Below are 22849 nucleotides of genomic sequence, written 5' to 3'. Positions count from 1 at the left end.
CGCATGCCATGAGAAAAATCGTTGCCACCTTCTTTGCCGCGTTTTCGCTGGCCTTCCTTGCGACCCTGCCGGCCCTGGCCCAGAGCACGCAAGCCACGCCTTCGCGCCAGGCGGCGCCCAGCCCCGCCATGAAAGTGGCCGTGCGGCGCATGCTCGACGCGATGCAGTTCCCGCAACTGACGCGCAATATCTTCGACCAGATGCTGCAATCGGTGCCCGCCATGATCCGCCAGTCAGCGCAGCAGCAAATCAACGGCAACCCGAAGATGGACGAGCAGCGCAAGGCGCGCGCGCTGGCCAGCGCCGAAGAGGAAATTCCCCTGGCCATCGCCACCCTGACGCAGGTGCTGGCCGACCCGACCCTGATCGATGAACTGGGCGATGAAATGGTGCCCCTGTACGCGCGCTTTTACACGGTGCCGGAAGTCGAGCAGCTGGCGGCCTTCTACAAGACGCCGCTGGGCCGCAAGATGCTGGCCACCATGCCGCAACTGTCCGCCGAATCGATGGCCATCAGCCAGCGCGTGCTGATCCCCCGCGTGAACGCCGTGCTTGACCAGGTCATGCGGGCGGCCACGCAGTCGCCCCAATAATTTCATTTTACTAAGGACCGTATCGTGACCCATATCTACAACTTCTCCGCCGGCCCCGCCGTCCTGCCCAAGGAAGTGCTGGCGCAAGCGGCCGCCGAGATGCAGGACTGGCATGGCAGCGGCATGTCGGTGATGGAAATGAGCCACCGTGGTCCCGAATTCATTTCCATCTACAAGCAGGCAGTGGCCGACCTGCGCGAGCTGCTGGCCGTGCCCGCGAACTACAAAATCCTGTTCCTGCAGGGCGGTGGACTGGGCGAGAACGCCATCATCCCGATGAACCTGGCGGGCCTGGCCGCGCAGCAGCCGGCCACCGTGGACTTCGTGCACACGGGTTCGTGGTCGGGCAAGTCGATCCAGGAAGCGGCCAAGTATGCGAACGTCAACGTGGCCGCGTCGTCCAAGGCTGCCCGTTTCACGGGCGTGCCGCCAGTCTCCGAATGGAAGCTGACGCCAGGCGCCGCCTACCTGCACATCTGCACCAATGAAACCATCGACGGTGTGGAATTCCAGCAGGCGCCAGACGTGCCGGCAGGGACCACCATCGTGGCAGACATGTCCTCGCACATTCTGTCGCGCGTGATCGACGTGTCGCAATACGGCGTCATCTTCGGCGGCGCGCAGAAAAATATCGGCCCGGCCGGCCTGACCCTGGTCATCGTGCGCGAAGACTTGCTGGGCAAGGCCTTGCCGATCTGCCCGTCGGCCTTCGACTGGACCATCGTTGCCGAACATGAGTCGATGTACAACACGCCGCCCACCTACGGCATCTATATCGCCGGCCTGGTTTTCCAGTGGCTCAAACGCCAGGGTGGCGTTGCAGCCATGGAACAGCGTAATATTGAGAAAGCGGCGCTGCTGTACGCGGCGCTCGATGCGGACGACTTCTACCAGAACCGGGTCGACCCCGCATACCGCTCGCGCATGACCATCCCGTTCTATCTGCGCGACGAAAGTCTGAACGATGCATTCCTGGCCGGCGCCAAGCAGCGCGGCCTGCTGCAACTGAAGGGCCACAAGTCCGTCGGCGGCATGCGTGCATCGATCTATAACGCGATGCCGATCGAGGGCGTGCAAGCCCTGGTCAACTATTTGAACGAGTTTGCCGGACGCTGAGTCGCCTAGACGACCGCGCCGGCCCGCCGCCGGCGCAGGCCGCGCGGCCATGATTGAAGTACAGCTGACGAAACAAACCACCATGACCGATAAATTGAAACCGCTGCGCGAACAGATCGATGCGATCGACGCGCAAATCCTCGAGCTGCTGAACCGCCGCGCGCAAATCGCCCAGCAAGTGGGCCATGTGAAGGCCGAGACGCAGGCGCCCGTGTTCCGTCCCGAGCGCGAGGCGCAGGTGCTGCGCGGCGTGGCTGAGCGTAATCCCGGCCCCATGGGCGACCGCGAAGTACAGACCATCTTCCGCGAAATCATGTCGTCCTGCCGCTCGCTGGAAAAGCGGGTCACCGTGGCGTATCTGGGCCCGGCCGGCACCTTCAGCGAACAGGCCGTGTATCAGCAGTTCGGCAGCGCCGTCGAAGGCTTGCCGTGCGCATCCATCGATGAAGTGTTCCGTTCCGCCGAAGCGGGAACGGCGGACTTCGGCGTGGTGCCGATCGAGAATTCCTCGGAAGGCGCCGTCAACCGCACCCTGGACATGATGCTGCAGACGAGCCTCATCATCAGCGGCGAGGTGGCGATCGCCGTGCACCACAGCCTGATGACGAAGAGTGGCAACATGGACGGCGTCACGTCCATCTGCGCCCATTCGCAGGCGCTGGCGCAGTGCCAGGTGTGGCTGAACCAGAACTACCCGCACATCGCGCGCCATGCCGTGGCATCGAACGCCGAGGCGGCCCGCATGGCCGGCGAAGACGGCACGGTGGCCGCGATTGCCAGCGAACTGGCCGGCGCGCAGTACAAGCTGGGCGTGGTCAAGGGCCATATCCAGGACGACCCGCACAACCGCACGCGCTTTGCCGTCGTCGGTACCCTGCAGACCGCGCCGTCGGGCAAGGACCAGACGTCGCTGGTGCTGGCCGTGCCGAACAAGGCGGGCGCCGTGTACCAGTTGCTGGCGCCCCTGGCGAAACACGGCGTGTCGATGACGCGCTTCGAGTCGCGCCCGGCGCGCATGGGCAGCTGGGAGTATTATTTCTATGTCGATGTGGAAGGCCACGTGCACGACGCGGCCGTCGCCCAGGCGCTGGCCGAGTTACAGGGAAATGCGGCGTTTTTCAAGGTGCTGGGGTCGTATCCTGTCAGCCTGTGAAACTGTAGCTATTCTTACAATCACCCACTTTTTTAAAGAACACCATGTCTAAAAATATCGGTCCAGAATACGTCCGCGCCATCGCCCCTTACCAGAGCGGCAAACCGATCGCGGAAGTCGCGCGCGAATTCGGCCTCGACGAGGCAGCCATCGTCAAGCTGGCGTCGAATGAAAACCCGTACGGCATGCCGGAATCGGCCAAGCAGGCGATGATCGCCGCCATCGATGACCTGGGCCGCTACCCGGACGCCAACGGCTTTGACTTGAAAGCCGTGCTGTCGAAGCGCTATGACGTGCCGGCCGACTGGATCACCCTGGGCAATGGCAGCAACGACATCCTGGAAATCGCCGCGCACGCCTTCGTGCAGCATGGCGAATCCGTCGTGTACTCGCAGTATTCGTTCGCCGTGTACGCGCTGGCCACGCAAGGCCTGGGCGCGCGCCACATCGTCGTCCCGGCGCAAGCCTACGGCCATGACCTGGACGCCATGGCGGCGGCGATTGCCGACGACACGCGTCTGGTTTTCATCGCCAACCCGAATAACCCGACCGGCACCTTCCTGACGGCGGCGCAGCTCGAGGCCTTCCTGCAGAAAGTGCCGGCGCATGTGGTCGTCGTGCTGGACGAGGCCTACAACGAATTCCTGTCGGCCGACGACCAGTACGAGTCGACGGCGTGGGTGCGCCAGTATCCGAACCTGGTGGTCTCGCGCACCCTGTCGAAGGCCTACGGCCTGGCCGGCCTGCGCATCGGCTTCGCCATCGCCCAGCCTGTGCTGACGGACCTGATGAACCGCATCCGCCAGCCGTTCAACGTCAACTCGCTGGCGCAGGCGGCTGCGATTGCCGCCTTGAACGACAAGGACTTCCTCGAGCAAAGCGCGCGCAACAACGCGGCCGGCTACCAGCAGTTTACGGAAGCGTTTACGCAACTGGGCCTGGAATACGTGCCGTCGCATGGCAATTTCGTGCTGGTCAAGGTGGGCGACGACGATGGCGCCGGCGCGCGCGTGAACCTGGCGCTGCTCAAGCAGGGCGTGATCGTGCGTCCCGTGGGCAGCTATGGCTTGCCGCAATGGCTGCGCATTTCCATCGGCCTGCCGCAGGAAAACGCCATCTTCATCGCCGCGCTGACGAAAGCGCTGGCCTGACGATATGACGACGCCTGCACTGAACAAGGTAGTCATCTTTGGCGTAGGCCTGATCGGCGGTTCGTTCGCGCGCGCGCTGAAACATGCGGGCGTGGCGGCCACCGTGGTCGGCATGGGCCGCTCGCAGGCGTCGATGGTGCGCGCGCTCGAACTGGGCATCATCGATGAAATCGGCGGCGACATGGCGCAAGCCTTGCATGGCGCCGATCTGGTGCTGCTGGCCGCGCCCGTGGCGCAAACGGGCGCCATCCTGGCAGCCATCGCGCCACACCTGCAGCCGGGCACCATCGTCACCGATGCGGGCAGCACGAAGAGCGACGTGGTGGCGGCCGCGCGCGCGGCGCTGGGTGGAAAAGTCGGGCAATTCGTGCCCGGCCACCCGATCGCGGGGCGCGAGACGAATGGCCCCGACGCGGCCATCATCGATCTGTATCAGGGCAAGAAAGTGGTGCTCACGCCGCTGGCGGAAAACGCCGCGGCTGACGTGGCCCGCGTGGCGGCCGCGTGGCGCGCCTGCGGCGCCATCCTGCACACTTTGAGCCCCGAAGAACATGACAAGGTGTTTGCCGCCGTCAGCCATCTGCCGCATCTGCTGGCCTTTGCGCTGGTCGACGACATCGCCAACAAACCGCACGCGGGCCTGCTGTTCCAATACGCGGCCAGCGGCTTTCGCGACTTTACGCGCATCGCTGGCTCATCGCCGGAAATGTGGCGCGACATCAGCCTGGCCAACCAGCCGGCGCTGCTGCACGAACTGGATGCCTACCTGGCGCAGTTGACGACCTTGCGCGCCCATCTGGCCGCGAATGACGGCGCCGCCATCGAAGGCGTGTATGCGAACGCCCAGCACGCGCGGCAGCAATGGATCGAGGCGATTGAAACGGCGGAAGTGCCAGCCTTGCCCTCACGATAAATACTCAAGGATTCCAGCATGACCCAGACCAAGCACTACCCCCACCATATCGATTTGAAGCCGGTGATGCATGCCGAAGGCACGGTGCGCTTGCCCGGCTCGAAAAGCATTTCCAATCGCGTGCTGCTGCTGGCCGCGCTGGCCAAGGGCACGACGAAGATCGTCGACTTGCTCGCCTCCGACGACACCTTCGTCATGCTGACGGCATTGACGTCGCTGGGCGTGAAATGGACGCAGGACGAGCTGACGGGCGATCCGGCCACGGCGCATCAGATCCACCACGTGGAAGGCTGCGGCGGCGTGTTCCCGCACCACGAGGCGGACCTGTTCATGGGGAACGCCGGCACGGCGATCCGCCCGCTGACGGCGGCGCTGGCCGTGATCGGCGGCGACTATACCCTGCATGGCGTGTCGCGCATGCACGAGCGCCCCATCGGCGACCTGGTCGACGCGCTGAACGCCGTCGGCACGCAGATCGAATACACGGGCGAGCAGGGCTTCCCGCCGCTGCGCATCCGCCGTGGCCACATCCACGCGCAGCGCATCGCCGTGCGCGGCAACGTGTCGAGCCAGTTTTTGACGGCCTTGCTGATGGTGGCGCCGCTGATGGCGCGCGACCATGCTGTCACCATCGATGTGACGGGCGAGCTGATTTCGAAGCCGTACATCGAGATCACGCTGAACCTGATGCGCCGTTTCGGCGTGATGGTCGAGCATGACGGCTGGCAGTCGTTCACCGTGCAGCCGGGCCAGCAATATCAAAGCCCGGGCACGATCCACGTGGAAGGCGATGCGTCGTCGGCCTCGTATTTCCTGGCGGCCGGCGCCATCGGCGGCGGTCCCGTGCGCGTGGAAGGCGTGGGGCGCGACAGCATCCAGGGCGACGTGCGCTTCGTCGAAGCCTTGCAGCAGATGGGCGCGACCATCACCATGGGCGAGAACTGGATCGAAGCCCGTTCGAACGGCGTATTGAAAGCCGTCGACATGGATTTCAACCATATTCCCGACGCGGCCATGACGATCGCCGTGGCCGCCCTGTACGCGGACGGCACCAGCACTTTGCGCAATATCGCCAGCTGGAGGGTCAAGGAAACGGACCGCCTGGCCGCCATGGCAACGGAATTGCGTAAACTCGGCGCGGAAGTGGAAGAGGGCGCCGATTACCTGCGCGTGACGCCGCCGGCCGAGATTCTTGCCGCCACCATCGACACGTATGACGACCACCGCATGGCCATGTGCTTCTCGCTCGCCTCGCTGGACGGCGCCGCGCGCCGCGGCAATGAGATGCGCATCAATGACCCGAAATGCGTGGCCAAGACCTTCCCCGAGTATTTCGCCGCGTTTGCGGGGATTGCAAAAGACACCCTGATTTAATTGATTGCTCATACTATGCCGACCTCCCACATCCCAGTCATCGCCATCGACGGCCCCACCGCTTCCGGCAAGGGCACGGTGGCGCACCGCGTGGCCGACAAGCTGGGCTTTCATTACCTGGACTCGGGCGCGCTGTACCGCCTGACGGCCTTGAGCGCGCTGCGCCGCGGCACGGACTTGCGCGACGAGCACGCGCTGGCCAAGCTGGCCGAACACTTGCCCTGCCATTTTGCGGGTGGCGAGATCCTGCTGGCGCATGAAAACGTCACCGAGCAGATCCGTGCCGAAGAGGTGGGCAATACGGCGTCGAAGATTGCCGTATTGCCAACGGTGCGCCATGCCCTCGTGGGCTTGCAGCTGGGCTTTCGCAAGACGCCGGGCCTGGTGGCCGACGGGCGCGACATGGGCACGGTGATCTTCCCGCATGCGCAATTGAAGGTCTTCCTGACGGCCAGCGTCGAGGCGCGCGCGCAACGGCGCTACAAGCAATTGATAGACAAGGGTTTTTCTGCTAATATGGAAGACCTTCTGATGGATTTGCAGGCGCGGGACGAACGTGATACTCACCGTGCGATTGCGCCGCTGGTCCCCGCGGAAGGGGCGCATGTCCTCGATACCTCGGCCATGACAGCGGATGAAGCTGTCGAAACCGTGTTGAAATGGTATGCCGCAGTTGCAAAATAAGCAGCAAAATAGCGTGTATTGATGTGTAGTGCGTGCTATGTGGTGCCCGTTGACGGCTCCTGGCCTGTCCGGGTGTGTCAAAAACCTAACCCAGTTTAAGTCGCATCGTGCGATCTCTGCTGGATAACCTGTGTGAACCCTATGTCTACTGTTACAACTAACGAATCTACCGGTATGGAAAGTTTTGCTGCGCTCTTCGAGGAATCGTTGTCGCGTCAAGATATGCGCTCCGGCGAAGTTATTTCCGCTGAAGTCGTGCGCCTCGACCACAATTTCGTGATCGTGAACGCCGGCCTCAAATCCGAAGCATTCATCCCTGTCGAAGAATTCAAGAACGACCACGGCGAACTGGAAGTCAAAGTTGGTGACTTCGTTTCCGTGGCGATCGAATCGCTGGAAAACGGTTTCGGCGATACCATCCTGTCGCGCGATAAAGCCAAGCGTCTGGCTTCGTGGCTGGCTCTGGAAAAAGCGATGGAATCGGGCGAAATCGTCGTCGGTACCGTCAATGGTAAAGTCAAAGGCGGTCTGACCGTGTTGACCAACGGCATCCGCGCATTCCTGCCGGGCTCGCTGGTTGATACCCGTCCTGTCAAAGACACCACCCCATTCGAAGGCAAAACCCTCGAATTCAAAGTGATCAAGCTGGATCGCAAGCGTAACAACGTGGTTCTGTCCCGCCGCGCCGTCATCGAAGCTTCGATGGGCGAAGAGCGTCAGAAACTGATGGAAACGCTGAAAGAAGGTACGGTCGTGACCGGCGTCGTCAAAAATATCACCGACTACGGCGCGTTCGTGGATCTGGGCGGTATCGATGGCCTGCTGCACATCACCGACCTGGCATGGCGCCGTGTACGTCACCCGTCGGAAGTACTGACGGTTGGCCAGGAAATCACCGCCAAAGTCCTGAAATACGATCAAGAGAAAAACCGTGTTTCGCTGGGCGTGAAACAACTGGGCGACGATCCTTGGACCGGTCTGTCCCGTCGTTACCCACAAAGCACCCGTCTGTTCGGTAAAGTAACGAACCTGACCGACTACGGCGCGTTCGTTGAAGTGGAACAGGGTATCGAAGGTCTGGTACACGTTTCCGAAATGGACTGGACGAACAAAAACGTTGCTCCTAACAAAGTTGTCCAGCTGGGCGACGAAGTAGAAGTAATGGTTCTGGAAATCGACGAAGAGCGTCGTCGTATTTCGCTGGGCATGAAACAGTGCAAAGCCAATCCATGGGACGACTTCGGTGTTACCCATAAGAAAGGTGACAAAGTCCGCGGCGCGATCAAATCGATCACCGACTTCGGCGTGTTCATCGGCCTGGCCGGCAACATCGACGGTCTGGTGCACCTGTCCGACCTGTCCTGGACCGAAACCGGCGAAGAAGCCGTGCGTCGCTTCAAGAAAGGTGACGAACTGGAAGCCATCGTTCTGGCCATCGACGTTGAGCGCGAGCGCGTTTCCCTGGGCGTCAAGCAACTGGAAGGTGACCCATTCAACAACTTCGCAGCCATGAACGACAAAGGCTCGCTGGTAACCGGTACCGTTAAATCGGTTGAGCCTAAAGGCGCCGTGATCCAACTGTCCGAAGAAGTTGAAGGCTACCTGCGCGCTTCCGAAATCTCGCGCGACCGCGTTGAAGATGCCGGTACGCACCTGAAAGTCGGCGACACCGTCGAAGCAATGGTGTTGAACATCGACCGCAAAGCCCGTGGTATCCAACTGTCGATCAAAGCGAAAGACAACGTTGAAACCCAGGAAGCTATGCAAAAAATGGCAGCTACCGACAACAACGCAGCTTCGGGCACCACCAGCCTGGGCGCCTTGTTGAAAGCTAAGTTCGATAACAAGAACTAAGACTGCGGATACGGCAGATGACAAAGTCCGAGCTGATCAACCGCCTCGCTGAGCGTTATTCTCAGCTGGTGGCGAAAGATGCGGAGTATGCCGTCAAGACCATTCTCGATGCGATGACCAACGCCCTGGCGACTGGTCAGCGTATCGAGATCCGCGGTTTTGGCAGTTTTGCCCTGAACAGCAGGCCCCCGCGCATCGGCCGCAACCCGAAGTCCGGCGACAAGGTGATGGTTCCCGAAAAACGGGTACCCCACTTCAAGCCGGGCAAACAGTTGCGCGAGCGGGTGGACGCGATGGTCGGGCAACCGATTATCGAGGATTAATCGTCTGCTGGAAGGCGACATAGAAAGCGGCGTCCTTGGATGCCGCTTTTTTTTGTTAATATGCTGAGAATGCCTGACATCAGCTGCTGCGCGTCGCGCTTTGCGGCCTGCGATGCTCACCGTACTTCAGTACGGTTGCGCTTCTCGGACCAAAGGGGGCGCCGAGCCTCGCTGACGCTCGCTACGGTTTGATCAGCGCTCTACGTTTGTGTCATGTGGCACGGGCATTTTTTTTGTTCACTCTGGACCTATCGATGAAAATCATCTCCACCATCGTTGGCTGTGTTCTTTTCGTCCTGTTCTTCAGTTTTGCGCTGAAGAATGCGCAGGTTGTCGACTTGCATGTATTCCTCAATTATGAAATTCGCGGCCCCCTGGTCCTGATGCTGCTGGGCTTTTTTGTCGCTGGCGCCAGCCTGGGTGTACTGGCCCTGACGCCGACCGTGTTCCGTCACCGCCGCGAAGCGACCAAGCAAAAAACCACCATTGCCGCGCTGCAGACCGTTGGCGTGGCCAGCAATGTCCAGCCGCAACCGGACAGCGTGAGCGCGCAGTAAGCGGCGCCATCGCTCCTATCTCTCTTACTCGAATAAAAACAATCGCATGGATTTTGAACTCTGGTGGCTCTTGGGTATCCCGGTGTTTTTCGCGCTGGGCTGGATTGCCGCGCGTGTGGACATTCATCAACTGGTGTCCGAATCGCGCAGCCTGCCGCGCAATTACTTCAAGGGCTTGAATTTCCTGCTCAATGAACAGCATGACAAGGCCATCGATGCCTTCATCGAAGTCGTCAAGCTGGACCCGGAATCGGCCGATATGCACTTTGCGCTGGGCAATCTGTTCCGCCGCCGCGGCGAAACGGAGCGCGCCATCCGCGTGCACCAGAATTTGCTGGCGCGCCCGGACCTGCCGCTGGAACAGCAGGGCCATGCCGCCTATGAGCTGGGCATGGACTACCTGAAGGCAGGCTTGCTGGACCGCGCGGAAGAAACCTTCAACAGCCTGGTCGACACGCAATATGCGGCCCAGGCGCGCCGCGCGCTGCTGGAAATCTACCAGCGCGAAAAGGAATGGCCACGCGCCATCGAAGCGGCCGTGGGCTTGCAGGAATCGGGCGCCGGCGCGCGCCAGAAGGAAATCGCCCAGTTCTATTGCGAACTGGCGCATGATGCCCTCGTGCACATGAAGCCGGACGACGCCATGCCGCTGCTGGAAAAAGCCTTGCAGACGGACCGCAAGAGCGTGCGTGCCACCATCCTGACGGGCGACGTGCTGCTGGCGCGCGGCGACGTGGAAGGTGCGCTGACCACCTGGCGCCGCGTGGAGCAGCAAAGCGTGCCGCACGTGGCCCTGGTGGCGCAGCGCCTGATGGACGGGTATACCAAGGTCGGCCGTGCGCAGGAAGGCGTCAACCTGCTGCGCTCCTACCTGGAAGAGGCGTCGTCGATCGACCTGATCGAAGTCGTCTTCAAGGCCGTCATCGAGCTCGACGGCGTGGAAGCGGCGAAGCAGCTGGTCAGCGCCGAGCTGCGCCGCACGCCGACCCTGCTGGGCCTGGATAAACTGCTGGAAGCGCGCATGATGGATGCGCCGGCCGCCATCTGGTCCGAGCTGTCGATGGTGAAAAACCTCGTGCACGGCTACACGCAGAAGCTGGCCCGCTACCAGTGCAGCCACTGCGGCTTCAAGGCGCGCCAGTTCTACTGGCACTGCCCTGGCTGCAACAAGTGGGAGACTTACCCACCACGCCGCACAGAAGAACTCAATGTCATGAACTGATTCGTACACGTCACCTTGCCCTGAGCAATGTGGCGTGTACTTCTATGTAAGACCTGCTTTTTATCCATACGGTACATCCATGAAAATCACCATTATCGGCACCGGCTATGTTGGCCTCGTGACCGGCGCCTGCCTGGCGGAGCTGGGCAACGACGTCTTTTGCCTCGACCTGGACGCACAGAAGGTCGCCTTGCTCAACAGCGGCGGCATCCCCATCCATGAACCTGGTTTGGAAGAAGTCGTGGCGCGCAACCGCGCCGCCGGCCGCATGACCTTTTCCACCGACGTCGAGGCTGCTGCCGCGCACGGCGTGATGCAATTCATCGCCGTCGGCACGCCGCCCGATGAAGACGGCTCGGCCGACCTGCAATACGTGCTGGCGGCCGCGCGCGGCATCGGCAAGTACATGACGGACTTCAAGGTCATCGTCGACAAGTCGACCGTGCCCGTGGGCACAGCTGAAAAAGTGCGCGCCGCCATCCAGGGCGAACTCGATGCGCGGGGCGTGGCCGCCACGTTCTCGGTGGCGTCGAACCCGGAATTCCTCAAGGAAGGCGCTGCTGTCGAAGATTTCATGCGCCCCGACCGCATCGTCATCGGTGTCGATGCGACGCCGGACGGCGAGCGCGCGCGCGAATTGCTGAAAAGCCTGTATGCGCCGTTCAACCGCAACCACGAGCGCACCTACTGGATGGATGTGCGCTCGGCTGAATTCACGAAGTATGCGGCCAATGCCATGCTGGCCACGCGCATCTCGTTCATGAATGAATTGGCGAACCTGGCCGACAAGGTGGGCGTCGATATCGAGGCCGTGCGCCACGGCATCGGTTCCGACCCGCGCATCGGCCACAGCTTCCTGTACGCCGGCTGCGGCTATGGCGGTTCCTGTTTCCCGAAAGACGTGCAGGCGCTCGAGCGCACGGCGCGCGGCCATGGACAGGAACTGCTGATCCTGCGCGCCGTCGAAGCCGTCAACGACCAGCAGAAGCAGGTGCTGGGCCGCAAAGTGGTCACTCGCTTCGGCGCCGACCTGACGGGCCGGCATTTCGCCGTGTGGGGCCTGGCCTTCAAACCGAATACGGACGACATGCGCGAAGCGTCGGCCCGTGTCTTGCTGGCGGACTTGCTGGGACGCGGCGCCACCGTGGCCGTGTATGACCCCGTCGCCATGGCCGAGGCACGCCGCGTGCTGCAGCTGGACTTGACGCCGGAGCAACTGGCCAAGGTGCGCTTTGCCGACAGTCCGAAGGATGCGTTGCAGGACGCCGATGCGCTGGTCATCGTGACCGAATGGAAAGCCTTCCGCAGCCCCGATTTCGAGCAGATCAAGGCGCGCCTGAAGCAGGCAGTGATCTTTGACGGGCGCAACCTGTTCGAGCCGGCCGTCATGGCCGAGAATGGCATCGAATACCACGGGATCGGTCGCTCGATCCTGACGCGCGCATGAGCGCCCAAGAGGTGGTCGCCTTGACGGCGCCGGCCGCATTGGCCCAGGTACGCCTGCTGGTGGTGGGCGATGTGATGCTGGACCGCTACTGGTTCGGCGATGTCAGCCGCATCTCGCCGGAAGCGCCCGTGCCCATCGTGCGCATCGAGAAGCGCGAAGAGCGCCTGGGCGGGGCGGCCAACGTGGCGCGCAACGCGGCCGCGCTGGGCGCGAAGACGAGCTTGCTGGGCGTGGTGGGCGACGACGAGGCCGGCAGCCAGGTCGAGCGCCTGCTCGAAGGCGGCGGCATCCACAGCTATCTGCAGCGCGATGCGGCCATTTCCACCATCATCAAGCTGCGCGTGATCGGCCGCCAGCAGCAGATGCTGCGCATCGACTTCGAAGATGCGCCCAGCGATACGGTGCTGCGCGACAAACTGGCGCAGTTTAATGCCCTCTTGCCGCACTACGATGTGGTGGTCCTGTCCGATTACGCCAAAGGCAGCCTGATGAACGTGGCCGAGATGATCAAGGCGGCGAGAAAGGCCGGCAAGATCGTCATGGTCGACCCGAAAGGCGATGATTTCAGCCGCTATTCGGGTGCGTCAGTGCTCACTCCGAACAAGTCGGAATTGCGCCGCGTGATCGGCAGCTGGAACACGGAAGAGCAACTCACGGAGCGCGCGCAGCAGATGCGCGCGCAACTGGGCCTGGACGCCTTGCTGCTGACGCGCTCGGAAGAGGGCATGAGTCTGTACACGGCCGATGAGGTGGTGCACATGCCCACCGATGCGCGCGAAGTGTTCGATGTCTCGGGCGCCGGCGACACGGTGATCGCCACCATGGCGGCCATGCTGGGCGCCGGCATGAGCCTGGGCGACGCCGTGCGCACGGCCAACCGCGCCGGCGGCATCGTCGTCGGCAAGCTGGGCACGGCCACCGTCACCCGAGAAGAGCTGTTCCCGCAGTAAATATGCTGTATCACCTGCGCCGGCCTGTTTGATCTGGCGCAGGTTTCCCCGCCGTTTCGCTGTCCTGTCTTGTCAACCGTATCACGCCACAGCCGTTAAAGCCGTTAAGGCGCTGTTCCTCCTTTGCGTTCGAGTCATCTTGAAACCACATTACGGAGAGATACCCATGTTCAAAAAAATACTGCTGGCCATCGCCACCCTGATCGCGACGATGGGCTTTGCCTTTGCCCAGGTCGATGTCAACAAGGCGGATCAGGCGGCACTCGACAGCGTCAAGGGCATCGGCCCCGTCACGTCGAAAGCCATCATCGATGAACGCGCCAAGGGCGGCGCCTTCAAGGATTGGGCTGATTTCGAAGCACGCGTGAAGGGCATCGGCCCGAAAAGTTCCGTGAAGCTGTCGGAAGCGGGCTTGCAGGTGAATGGCCAGGCCAAGTCCGGCGCGCCAGCGGCGCCCGCTCCGGCGGCGAAAGCTGCCCCGGCAAAAAAGGACGCTGCTGTGAAGGAAGTTGCAGCGAAAGAAGCCGCACCGAAGCCAGCTGCTGCGACCGACACCGCTGCGGCGCCAGCCAAGACAGCTGCTGAAACGAGGAAGGAAGCTGCTGCTGCCAAGAAAGAAGCCAAGGCCGCCGCCGCTGCCGCGAAAAAAGAAGCCGCCGCCAAGGTAGTGCCTGCAGCAGCCGTTGCTCCTGCAGCTGCAGCGGCCGATGCCGTCCCCGTGAAAACGGCTGCCGAAACGAAGAAGGAAGCCGCGGCCGCGAAGAAAGCGGCAACGGCCGCCAAGAAAGAAGCCAAGGCTGCGGAAGCGGCTGCGAAGAAGGAAGCCAAACTGGCTGCTGCCGACGCGAAGAAGGCCGAAGCCGAGAAAAAGTAAGCGTGTCGTTGTGAAGCGTGTTGCGTGGTGGTGCCGCGCAGCACGAGAAGAAAACCCCGCGTGGTACCGGCCGCGCGGGGTTTTTTTTATTCCGCAGCCTGGACTTCCGGCTTGCCAGTGCGCCGGAATGGCGCAGCCAGTTGCCCCGCCAGCGTCTGCGGCATGGCGGCCTCGATGCCGCAGGCGGCCGGCCAGGCGCGCGGTAGGTGATATGTGCCGAACAGCCGGTCCAGCACGGGTAAGGTAGAGGCGTAGTTGCGGTTGATGTGCTCGAATTTGCTGTGATGCCAGTGGTGGAAGGCGGGCGTGGTCACCAGCCATTCCAGCGGGCCGAAGCGCCAGCGCAGGTTGGCGTGGATGAAGAAGCCCCATACGGTGCCGATCAGTAACAGCAGCACGGGGGCGGCGCTGCCTGCCGCACTTGGGCCGGCCAGGCCCAGCAGATACAGGGGTGTCAGGCCGAACAGGCGCGTGACGACCATGTCGACTGGATGGGTGCGCGTATTGGCGAGGAAATACAGCTGTTCCGTGCTGTGGTGCACGGCATGGTAGCGCCACAGCCATGGAATTTCATGGCTGAGCCGATGGCCCCAGTAAGTGCCGACTTCGCCGATCAGCAAGCCCAGCAGTATCTTGCCCCACAGGGGCAGGGCAGACAGGGCGGCGGGGATGGCATCCGGCAGCAAGCGCTGGCCAGCGATGGCGATCAGGGCCAGCGGCGCGGCCAGCAAGGCGGCCGGCAGCAGACTGCTGATGAAATAAAAGCCCAGGTCGCTGAACAGTTCCGTGCGGGAACGCCCCGCGTGACGCTCGCCAAAGAAGCGCTCGAGCGGCACGAAAATCACGACCAGGAGCACCAGCCACAGGACCAGGCGCAGCACATCGATGGCGATGCCGGGCAAGTGGGTTTGCAAGGTATGCAGCAGGCTCATTTCATTCCATCAGATAAGAACAAAAAAAATCCGGACAGAGCTGGGCTGGTCCGGATTCTGTTATGCGCGCTGGCGGCTCAGACTGCAACAACAGCCTTGCGGCGGCGCGCCATGAAGCCCAGCAAGCCCAGTCCACCGATCAGCATGCCCCAGGTCGATGGTTCCGGCACGGCCGACACCAGCGATACGCCATCGAGCAGCATGAACGGTGGCGCGCCCGTCGGGCTGCCCTTGGCCATGAACGACAGCAATTCGCTGCTGTTCGTGGCCGTGAAGGTCATGCTGGCCTGGTGCCAGCCCGTGAAGCCCTGGCTGACATTGGCCAGCGATGCCGTCTGCTGCTTGCTGCTGCCCAGCGCAACGTCCCAGTAATTGACGAGGTTATCGCCGCGGAAGCCCACTTGCTGGCCCGCGCCATACGAAAAACTCAGGGTGTAGGCATGGCCGGCCACCAGGCCGCTGACCAGCTGCGTGACGGGACCAGGGAAATAATCCCAGTCGGCAGCCAGCACATTGCCGCCCGTGGGGCTGACACCCAGGCCGTTTTTCGGTCCCGCGCCGCTATACGAATTCGGGCCCCACAAGGCCAGCGCCGTCGCGGCGTTGGTGTCGTCGATGTTGTTACCGTTCAAGACGAAGTTATAGCCCTTGCTGGACCAGTCGCTCAGGTAGGTGCGGTCCGCGCGGGCGTAGCTGCCTTCGTTCAGCTGTTTCGAGGTGCCGTTGCTGGTCAGTTCGAAATCGCCATTCTTGACCAGGTTGGTTGTGGCGGCCTGGGCAGCAGTGACGCACAGGGAAGCGGCGGCCAGCGCCAGCAAGATAGATGTTTTACGCATGATAAAGCTCCAAAAGTGACAGGGTAGTGTTGCAGTCTGTCGGCGAGCTTTTGGCCAACGTTGGATTCAATCGCGGAAGGGCGAGAAAGGTATTGCGGAGACAGCGGTGGTGTCTCGTTGAAGCGATTATAGCAGCGTTTGGTAAAACGGCATCTAACATGTTTTGAAAACAACAAATATTTTTAGATGGCAATCTTGCCAGGATTAAAGTTTTTACATGCCATGCGCGCCTACAGCTGCGACTCGATCGGCAGCCAGCGCATTACGCACACCAGCATGCGGCGCCAGATGCCTGCTTCCGGGTCGTGCGTCCACACCTTGGCTGGCTCTTCTGTGGCGTCGGACCAGCGCAGGGCTCCGTTGTCGAGGAGCAAACGATAGCTGGTGTCGCTAGCCGTCGAGTGCAGGAACAGCGTGCGCATGTCGGTCGCCAGTGCGGGGTCGTTGAACAGCACGCCCATCTCCGTATTGAGCTGGGCCGAGCGGGGATCGAGGTTGAAGGAGCCGACGAAGCCCCGCTGGCCGTCGACCACCACGGCCTTGGTATGCAGGCTGGCGCGGCTCGAACCCATCAGGCTGATGCGCTTGCGGTGCAGGGTCTTCAATTCATACAGCTCGATGCCGCCACCCAGCAGCTCCTGGCGGTAGCGCGCATAACCCGCATGCACGAGGGCCACGTCGGTGGCGGCCAGCGAGTTGGTCAGTACTTGGACCTTGACGCCGGCCGCGACTTTTTCGGCCAGGGTCTGCGTCAGCGCCGTGCCGGGCACAAAATAAGGCGAGGTCAGCAGCGCTTCTTCGCGCGCGTCCGTCAGCAGGGGCAGCAAACTGTGCATGAGCCAGTGCTCGCTGCGTTGCAAACTGGCCACGGGCGCGGCTTTTTCCGGCGGGTCCGACAGCACTTGCACTTGCCCGCTCCAGTGCAGGCGTATCCGGCCGTCGAGGTGGGCTTGCAGCTGGCCCGTATCCGTCAGCTGCCGCAGGTAGGGCGAGGCGCCCAGTTCGCCCGTGAGCGCGTCGAGGCGGGCACGCACAGCCTGCAATTCCGGCGCGCCGGCGTTCTTATCGGCGTGCAAGGCGCTGATGGGAATGACGGCGCGGCTGTTCCAGAAGCGGTCGAAGATATCGCTCGTCTGCCGCACGGCGGGGCCCACCAGCAGCAAGTCGGCATCCTGGAAATTGACTTGCTCGGCGGCATCAAAGTATTCATCGCCGATATTGCGCCCGCCGACGAGGGCCACCCTGCCATCGACGATCCATGCCTTGTTGTGCATGCGCCGGTTCAGGCTGACGGCGCGCAAGGCCATTTCCACGGCGCGCAACCAGATGCCGTCGCGGTTGCGGCCCGGGTTAAACATGCGCACGTCGATCAGCGGGTGGCTGTCGAGCGCGAGGATGGCGGCGTCCTGGCCCCGCGCATTGATATCGTCGAGCAACACGCGCACGCGCACGCCGCGGTCGGCTGCGCGTAGCAGTTCGCGCACCAGCAACCGTCCCGTGACGTCGTTATGCCAGATGTAGTACTGCAGGTCGAGGCTGCGTCCCGCTTCGCGCGCGCTCAGGGCGCGCAGGGCGAAGGCTTCCAGATTGTCGTCGATCAGGGCCGTGCCGCTGTGGCCCGGGCGTTGCGCCAGTTGCGGCGCCAGCACCCGGTCGAGCAGGGTGGCATCTGCCGCCACGGGCAAGGCCGTGCCAGGCGCGCCCAGCGACCGCTCGGCGAAACGCCCATAGCTGTACAGGGCGGCGATGCTGAGCACGGCAAACAAGGTGGCCAGCAGCAGCAATTTGACGAGCATGCGGCGCACCGTCAGCGGGCCGCGGACATGCTGCGGCGCGAGGAAAGCTTGGCGGTGTGGGGCATGCGGACTCTTTCAGCTGGATGGCAACAGCCGATTGTAGCAGTTTCTACAATGCACGATTTTCAGGCTGAGCCCGCCGGCAGCCGCGCCAGGAAGCCGTGAATCTGCGACACCACGGCCGCCCCTTCGCCGACGGCGGCGGCCACGCGCTTGGTCGAGCCGGCCCGCACGTCGCCGATGGCGAACACGCCCGGCACGCTCGTTTCCAGCGCTGCCCGGTCCGGCAAATCGGGGGGATACACCACGTCGCCGTGGCCATGGGCGCGGCATTCGGCGCGCGTGACGTCGAAGCCCGTGCGGATGAAACCCTGTTCGTCGACGGCCACGGCGCAGTCGTGCAGCCAGTCCGTGTTCGGATCGGCGCCGACGAAGAGAAACACGCGGCGCACGGCGCAATCGGCTTCCTCGCCCGTGCGGTTGTTGCGCCAGCGCACCTCCGTCAAGCCATCGTCGTCGCCTTCGAGGGCGATGATTTCCGTGTGCGTATGCAGGGTGATGTTGGGCGTGGCGGCGATGCGCTCGATCAGGTAGCTCGACATGCTGGCCGCCAGCCCTTCGCCGCGGATCACCATGTGGACCTTGGCGGCGTGGCCGGAGAGAAACACGGCCGCCTGGCCGGCCGAATTGCCGCCGCCGACCAGGATGATCTCTTCCTGCCGGCACAGCTTGGCTTCGATGGGCGAGGCCCAGTAATACACGCCCCGTCCCTCATACGTTTTCAGGTTCGCCAGCGAGGGACGGCGGTAGCGCGCGCCGCAGGACAGCACCACCGTGCGGGCGCGCACCTGCGTGCCGTCGCACAGATTGACGCGCAGCGGCCAGGTGTCGCAGAGCAAGTTGGCGGCGCTGGCCGGAGTGGCGATCTCGACGCCGAATTTTTGCGCCTGCACGTAGGCGCGTCCTGCCAGCGCACGGCCGGAAATACCGGTAGGAAAGCCCAGGTAATTTTCGATGCGCGCGCTGGCGCCCGCCTGGCCGCCATACGCGCGCTGTTCCAGGGCCAGCACGCTCAAGCCTTCGGATGCCGCATACACGGCCGTGGCCAGGCCGGCAGGACCGGCGCCCACCACCAGCACGTCAAAAATCTTGTCGCCGGACAAATCGGGCAGCATGCCCAGGCAGCGTCCCAGTTCCGCATTGCCGGGATTCTTCATGATCTTGCCATCAGGACAGACCACCAGCGGCCATTCCTGCGGCGTGGGCTGGTAGCGCTCGGCCAGCGCGGCGGCGGCCGCATCGGTGGCCGGGTCGAGTACTGTGTGCGGATGGCCATTGCTCGATAAAAAGCTTTGCAGATGGAACAGATTGCCATTGCCGCGCGGTCCCACCAGCACGGGGCCGCCCGAATTGGACTCGATCAGCGCCACGCGGCGCAGGATCAGGGCGCGCACGATGCGTTCGCCCATCTCCGCCTCGGCCACGATCAGCGCGCGCAAGGATTCCGAACTGATGTCGAGCAATTCCACCGCGCCCACGGCGCTGCCGTTGACGAGGGTAGGGCGGCCGGACAATTGCGCCACCTCGGCAATGAAGTGGCCGACACCCACTTCGCGCAGCTGCGACGCCTGCCCCAGCACCTCGTGGCGCTTGATGCTGACCCGCCCCGACAGTATCACCAGCATGCCGAAACTGCTGCTGCCCGCCTCGAACAGCGTATCGCCATCGGCAAAGTGTTGCCGCGTGCCATAGCGCTGCAAGCGCTGCAGTTCGGGCGCATTGAAGACGGGCGAGATCTGGTGGCTGCGGCCCTGCAAGTCGAGCGTGGCGAACTGGACGGGATCGTCCTGCGTCGTTTCGGGAATGAATTCGGGTGTGCTGCTGGCCATGGCGAGTCCGTTCGAAGACTGAATAAGCAAATAACAAAAATAACTAACAGTGACGAGTCTAGCGCATGCGGCGCGCGCCTGCCGCAATATCCCTGGCGCACGCCCGGAAATGGCGGCGCGGCAGGCGTCATGCGGCATGTGGCGGCGCAGCCGGACGCGCCCGCAGGCCCGGATGCCGGCGCCGATGAGCGATACACCGTCCAGCATCTCATATTAGAATGGGTCTTTGTTGAATCCACTCAAACAGACACGATGGCTTACAAGACACTTGAAGATACGATAGGCAATACCCCGCTGGTGCAACTGACGCGCTTGCCGGGTGCCGATGCGCTTGCGCGCAACAACGTCATCCTTGGCAAGCTGGAGGGTAATAATCCGGCCGGCTCCGTAAAGGACCGCGCTGCCATGTCCATGCTCAAGCGCGCCGAAGAGCGCGGCGTCATCAAGCCGGGCGATACCCTGATCGAGGCGACCAGCGGCAATACGGGCATCGCACTGGCCATGGCCGCCGCCTTGCGCGGCTACAAGATGCTGCTCTTGATGCCGGATAACCTCAGCGTGGAGCGCCGCCAGAGCATGGCTGCCTACGGCGCCGACATTTTATTGACGCCGAGGACGGGCGGCATGGAATATGCACGCGACCTGGCCGAGCAGATGCAGAAGGATGGCCGCGGCGTGATCCTCGACCAGTTTGCCAACGAAGACAATTCGCGCGCCCACTATGAAAGCACGGGACCGGAAATCTGGCGCGACACGGAAGGCCGGATCACGCATTTCGTCAGCGCCATGGGCACGACGGGAACCATCATGGGCGTGTCGCGCTATTTGAAAGAGCAGAATCCCGCCATCCAGATCATCGGCGCCCAGCCCGAGGAAGGTTCGCAGATTCCCGGCATCCGCAAATGGCCGGAAGCATACTTGCCGAAGATCTACGACAAGTCGCGCGTCGACCAGGTGGAATACGTGAGCCAGGGCGTGGCCGAGCGCATGGCGCGCAGCCTGGCCGCGGAAGAGGGCTTGTTCTGCGGCATCTCGGCAGCCGGCGCCTGCGAAATCGCGCTGCGCATCTCGCAAACGGTGGAAAACGCGACGATCGTGTTTGTCGTCTGCGACCGTGGCGACCGCTATCTGTCCACAGGTGTTTTCCCTGCGTAATGGTGTAATTGAATTGATATCGGCCAGAACGGCCTGAGAACTGCTGGAAATACCCCCTCCCCATGGCGGGGAGGGAAAACCTGCGAAACTGGCAGGATCAGCCTTGTGGAGTTTCGCCTTCTTTTGGCTTGAATTGCTTGTCGCTGATGCGGAATTTGTTGCGGCGGTCACCCATCAGGTAACGCAGGTCGCGGATGCTCAGGTCGCTGACTTCGTGCATGCGGATCAGCAGCGATGCGCCGACCGGCAGGCGGTGGTGGCGGATTTTGCTGATGACTGGTGGCGCTACTTCCAGCGCGCGGGACAGAGCTGCATCGTTTTTCAGGCGCAGGTTTTCGATCAGGGTATCGAGCAATCTGTTTGGGTTGTATTGAAGCAGATCGTCGGAGTCCGAATCGCTGTTCATATCAATGCCGACTTGGTTTGTCATGATGTTATTGTTCCTTCTGTAGTTGCACTGCAAAGTAAAAAACACTCGGAGCTCGCTCTTGCTGCGTTCATGTTCATTCTTTACTAAAAGGAACGAATTCACACACGGTACGATCCGGGATACAGTTTTTCATGATATATACACAATTGTACAACAGGATTCAATTTCAGGCGGGAAAGCCCGATAATCTTGCCTGGTACAGAATCGGTGTTGTCTAGTTGCAACACCTATTTATTCTTTATTATGCTCTATGATAGAACAAAAATTGTACTTTGACAAAAGTTAAGTATAAAACCATTTCCGTATTCCGTGCCGCACAAAGGCTGGCGAGCAAGGCTGGCACATGTTATCGGCCCTTACCATAGACCTGTTTTCTGGTCGCTTCAATATCGCTTACGCTTTCTTACAAGTAATATTATAACTTTACACTGACTTTCGGTTAGCGTGCGCGCACTTGACTGATGGCCTTGCCCAAGTCAATCACTGACATGGCATAAAAATAACTTCTGTTGTACTGAGTTATAGCAAAGAAGTTATTGGTTGCCAAGTGATACTCAGTTGCTTCTGAACCATTTTGCAAGTCGATCAAGCCAAACAACATGTTCTGGGGCGTGGACGGGGCGGCACTCACGCCAGCTTCCTGCAATTCCGCCAGCCGGTACTTCGCCTGCAAGCCTTGGCCGATGAACTTTTCCCACGCGCGGCTGGCCGAAACGGCGACGGGATACGTGCTGATGGCCGGATCGTCGCGCCGCCAGCCGTGTTCGACGAGGAAATGCGCGACGCTGCCGATGGCGTCGGCCGTCGAATTGCGCAGGTCGATGTGACTATCGCCATCGAAGTCCACCGCATATTTCATGATGCTGCTAGGCATGAACTGGGGCAGGCCGATGGCGCCCGCATACGAACCGAGCAGGGTCAAGGGATCGATGCCATCCTTGCGCGCGTACAGCAGCGCGTTTTCCAGTTCTCCCTTGAAAAACTCCATGCGCGCGGCCCGCGTCGGGCTTTCCGGATAGGAAAACGCCAGGGTGGTCAGCGCGTCGAGCACGCGGAAGCGGCCCGTATTGCGTCCGTACACGGTTTCCACGCCGATGATGCCGACGATGATCTCGGCCGGCACGCCATATTCGCGTTCGGCGCGCGCCAGCGCTTCCGCGTTCTCTTCCCAGAATTTCACGCCCGCATTGATGCGCACCGGCTCGATGAAGCGGGCGCTGTACGCTTGCCAGTTCTTAGGCTTGCCCGGCGGGGCTGGCTTCATCAGTTGCACGGTCGACTCGACATAGCGCACCTTGCCGATCAGGGTATCGAGTTCGGCGCGTTCAAAGCCGTGCTTGGCGGACATGTCGTCGAGGAAGGCGCGTACTTCTTTCCAATTGGCATAGTCGACAAATTCGCCTTCGAAGTCGAATTTCGCCGGTGCTTTCTTCGCCGCCGGTTTGCCGGCCACCTTCTTGATGGGCTGGGCCTTGGCCGCGCGCACGGCACGTGCGCGGTCGGCAGCGGAAATGTTGCTGTTTTCGCCAGCGTGCGCGGTGGACAGGCACAGGGGAAGGGAGAGGAGCAGGGACAGGGCGGAGTATTTGATCGGTAACAA

At 62.1% G+C, this 22849-nt stretch carries 21 protein-coding genes; 15 read left to right on the top strand and 6 right to left on the bottom strand.

All coding sequences use genetic code 11. The annotated features are described in order from the left end of the window. Positions 1-8: 8 nt before the first annotated feature. The 14 genes from CSQ92_RS20215 (at position 9) to CSQ92_RS20150 (ending at position 14211) form a co-directional block, all read left to right on the top strand. The gene (locus tag CSQ92_RS20215) at positions 9-593 is read left to right on the top strand and encodes a DUF2059 domain-containing protein (protein ID WP_099395196.1); all 585 of its coding nucleotides are present in this window, start codon (positions 9-11) and stop codon (positions 591-593) included. A 24-nt stretch (positions 594-617) separates the two neighbouring features. Continuing rightward, positions 618-1709 carry a 3-phosphoserine/phosphohydroxythreonine transaminase gene (serC, locus tag CSQ92_RS20210; protein ID WP_034782008.1) on the top strand — a complete coding sequence of 364 codons (1092 nt, stop codon included), beginning with the start codon at positions 618-620 and terminating at the stop codon, positions 1707-1709. A gap of 82 nt (positions 1710-1791) precedes the next feature. Beyond that, positions 1792-2862 carry a prephenate dehydratase gene (gene pheA, locus CSQ92_RS20205; protein ID WP_099395388.1) on the top strand — a complete coding sequence of 357 codons (1071 nt, stop codon included), beginning with the start codon at positions 1792-1794 and terminating at the stop codon, positions 2860-2862. 44 nt (positions 2863-2906) lie between these two features. After that, positions 2907-4013, top strand: a complete 1107-nt coding sequence (gene hisC / locus CSQ92_RS20200) for a histidinol-phosphate transaminase (protein ID WP_099395195.1) — start codon at positions 2907-2909, stop codon at positions 4011-4013. Between the two features lie 4 nt (positions 4014-4017). Continuing rightward, positions 4018-4926: a prephenate dehydrogenase gene (locus tag CSQ92_RS20195; RefSeq protein WP_170846462.1), complete on the top strand. Its 909-nt coding sequence runs from the start codon at positions 4018-4020 to the stop codon at positions 4924-4926. Between the two features lie 18 nt (positions 4927-4944). After that, positions 4945-6300 carry a 3-phosphoshikimate 1-carboxyvinyltransferase gene (gene aroA, locus CSQ92_RS20190; RefSeq protein ID WP_099395194.1) on the top strand — a complete coding sequence of 452 codons (1356 nt, stop codon included), beginning with the start codon at positions 4945-4947 and terminating at the stop codon, positions 6298-6300. Between the two features lie 15 nt (positions 6301-6315). Continuing rightward, complete coding sequence (gene cmk, locus CSQ92_RS20185; protein ID WP_070257574.1) at positions 6316-6984, top strand: (d)CMP kinase; 669 nt, start codon at positions 6316-6318, stop codon at positions 6982-6984. A gap of 141 nt (positions 6985-7125) precedes the next feature. Beyond that, positions 7126-8838 carry a 30S ribosomal protein S1 gene (rpsA, locus tag CSQ92_RS20180; RefSeq protein ID WP_071650172.1) on the top strand — a complete coding sequence of 571 codons (1713 nt, stop codon included), beginning with the start codon at positions 7126-7128 and terminating at the stop codon, positions 8836-8838. Positions 8839-8855: 17 nt separating this feature from the next. Then, the gene (locus tag CSQ92_RS20175; RefSeq protein ID WP_008446215.1) at positions 8856-9161 is read left to right on the top strand and encodes an integration host factor subunit beta; all 306 of its coding nucleotides are present in this window, start codon (positions 8856-8858) and stop codon (positions 9159-9161) included. A gap of 254 nt (positions 9162-9415) precedes the next feature. Next, entirely contained in the window at positions 9416-9718 is a 303-nt protein-coding gene (locus CSQ92_RS20170) for a LapA family protein (protein WP_034751796.1), read from the top strand. 46 nt (positions 9719-9764) lie between these two features. Next, on the top strand, positions 9765-10940 hold the full coding sequence (gene lapB, locus CSQ92_RS20165) for a lipopolysaccharide assembly protein LapB (protein WP_034782020.1): 1176 nt from the start codon (positions 9765-9767) through the stop codon (positions 10938-10940). Between the two features lie 79 nt (positions 10941-11019). Continuing rightward, a complete protein-coding gene (locus CSQ92_RS20160) occupies positions 11020-12387 on the top strand; it encodes a UDP-glucose dehydrogenase family protein (RefSeq protein WP_070257575.1) in 1368 nt (455 codons plus the stop codon). Then, complete coding sequence (gene rfaE1, locus CSQ92_RS20155; protein WP_099395193.1) at positions 12384-13337, top strand: D-glycero-beta-D-manno-heptose-7-phosphate kinase; 954 nt, start codon at positions 12384-12386, stop codon at positions 13335-13337. The genes CSQ92_RS20160 and rfaE1 overlap by 4 nt, the downstream gene beginning before the upstream one ends. 166 nt (positions 13338-13503) lie before the next feature. After that, complete coding sequence (locus tag CSQ92_RS20150) at positions 13504-14211, top strand: ComEA family DNA-binding protein (RefSeq protein ID WP_099395192.1); 708 nt, start codon at positions 13504-13506, stop codon at positions 14209-14211. An 86-nt stretch (positions 14212-14297) separates the two neighbouring features. On the opposite strand, the gene CSQ92_RS20145 is transcribed toward CSQ92_RS20150, so the two are convergent. The 4 genes from CSQ92_RS20145 to CSQ92_RS20130 all read right to left on the bottom strand — a co-directional run bounded on the left by CSQ92_RS20145 (position 14298) and on the right by CSQ92_RS20130 (position 19664). Further along, positions 14298-15143: a sterol desaturase family protein gene (locus CSQ92_RS20145; protein ID WP_099395191.1), complete on the bottom strand. Its 846-nt coding sequence runs from the start codon at positions 15141-15143 to the stop codon at positions 14298-14300. 77 nt (positions 15144-15220) lie between these two features. Beyond that, complete coding sequence (locus CSQ92_RS20140) at positions 15221-15979, bottom strand: PEPxxWA-CTERM sorting domain-containing protein (protein WP_034782027.1); 759 nt, start codon at positions 15977-15979, stop codon at positions 15221-15223. A 230-nt stretch (positions 15980-16209) separates the two neighbouring features. Next, positions 16210-17775 carry a phospholipase D family protein gene (locus CSQ92_RS20135; RefSeq protein ID WP_099395190.1) on the bottom strand — a complete coding sequence of 522 codons (1566 nt, stop codon included), beginning with the start codon at positions 17773-17775 and terminating at the stop codon, positions 16210-16212. A 125-nt stretch (positions 17776-17900) separates the two neighbouring features. Further along, positions 17901-19664, bottom strand: a complete 1764-nt coding sequence (locus tag CSQ92_RS20130) for an FAD-dependent oxidoreductase (protein ID WP_099395189.1) — start codon at positions 19662-19664, stop codon at positions 17901-17903. A 252-nt stretch (positions 19665-19916) separates the two neighbouring features. Here CSQ92_RS20130 and cysM point away from each other — a divergent pair, with 252 nt between their 5' ends. Then, on the top strand, positions 19917-20819 hold the full coding sequence (cysM, locus tag CSQ92_RS20125) for a cysteine synthase CysM (protein ID WP_034782030.1): 903 nt from the start codon (positions 19917-19919) through the stop codon (positions 20817-20819). Positions 20820-20916: 97 nt separating this feature from the next. On the opposite strand, the gene CSQ92_RS20120 is transcribed toward cysM, so the two are convergent. Both CSQ92_RS20120 and mltB read right to left on the bottom strand, forming a co-directional pair. After that, the gene (locus CSQ92_RS20120; protein WP_034751784.1) at positions 20917-21249 is read right to left on the bottom strand and encodes a hypothetical protein; all 333 of its coding nucleotides are present in this window, start codon (positions 21247-21249) and stop codon (positions 20917-20919) included. A gap of 439 nt (positions 21250-21688) precedes the next feature. Then, positions 21689-22849 carry a lytic murein transglycosylase B gene (gene mltB, locus CSQ92_RS20115; protein WP_257219298.1) on the bottom strand — a complete coding sequence of 387 codons (1161 nt, stop codon included), beginning with the start codon at positions 22847-22849 and terminating at the stop codon, positions 21689-21691.

Source organism: Janthinobacterium sp. BJB446, from assembly GCF_002735655.1.
GTDB lineage: Bacteria > Pseudomonadota > Gammaproteobacteria > Burkholderiales > Burkholderiaceae_D > Janthinobacterium > Janthinobacterium lividum.
This window is presented reverse-complemented; position numbering and strand designations above follow the sequence as displayed.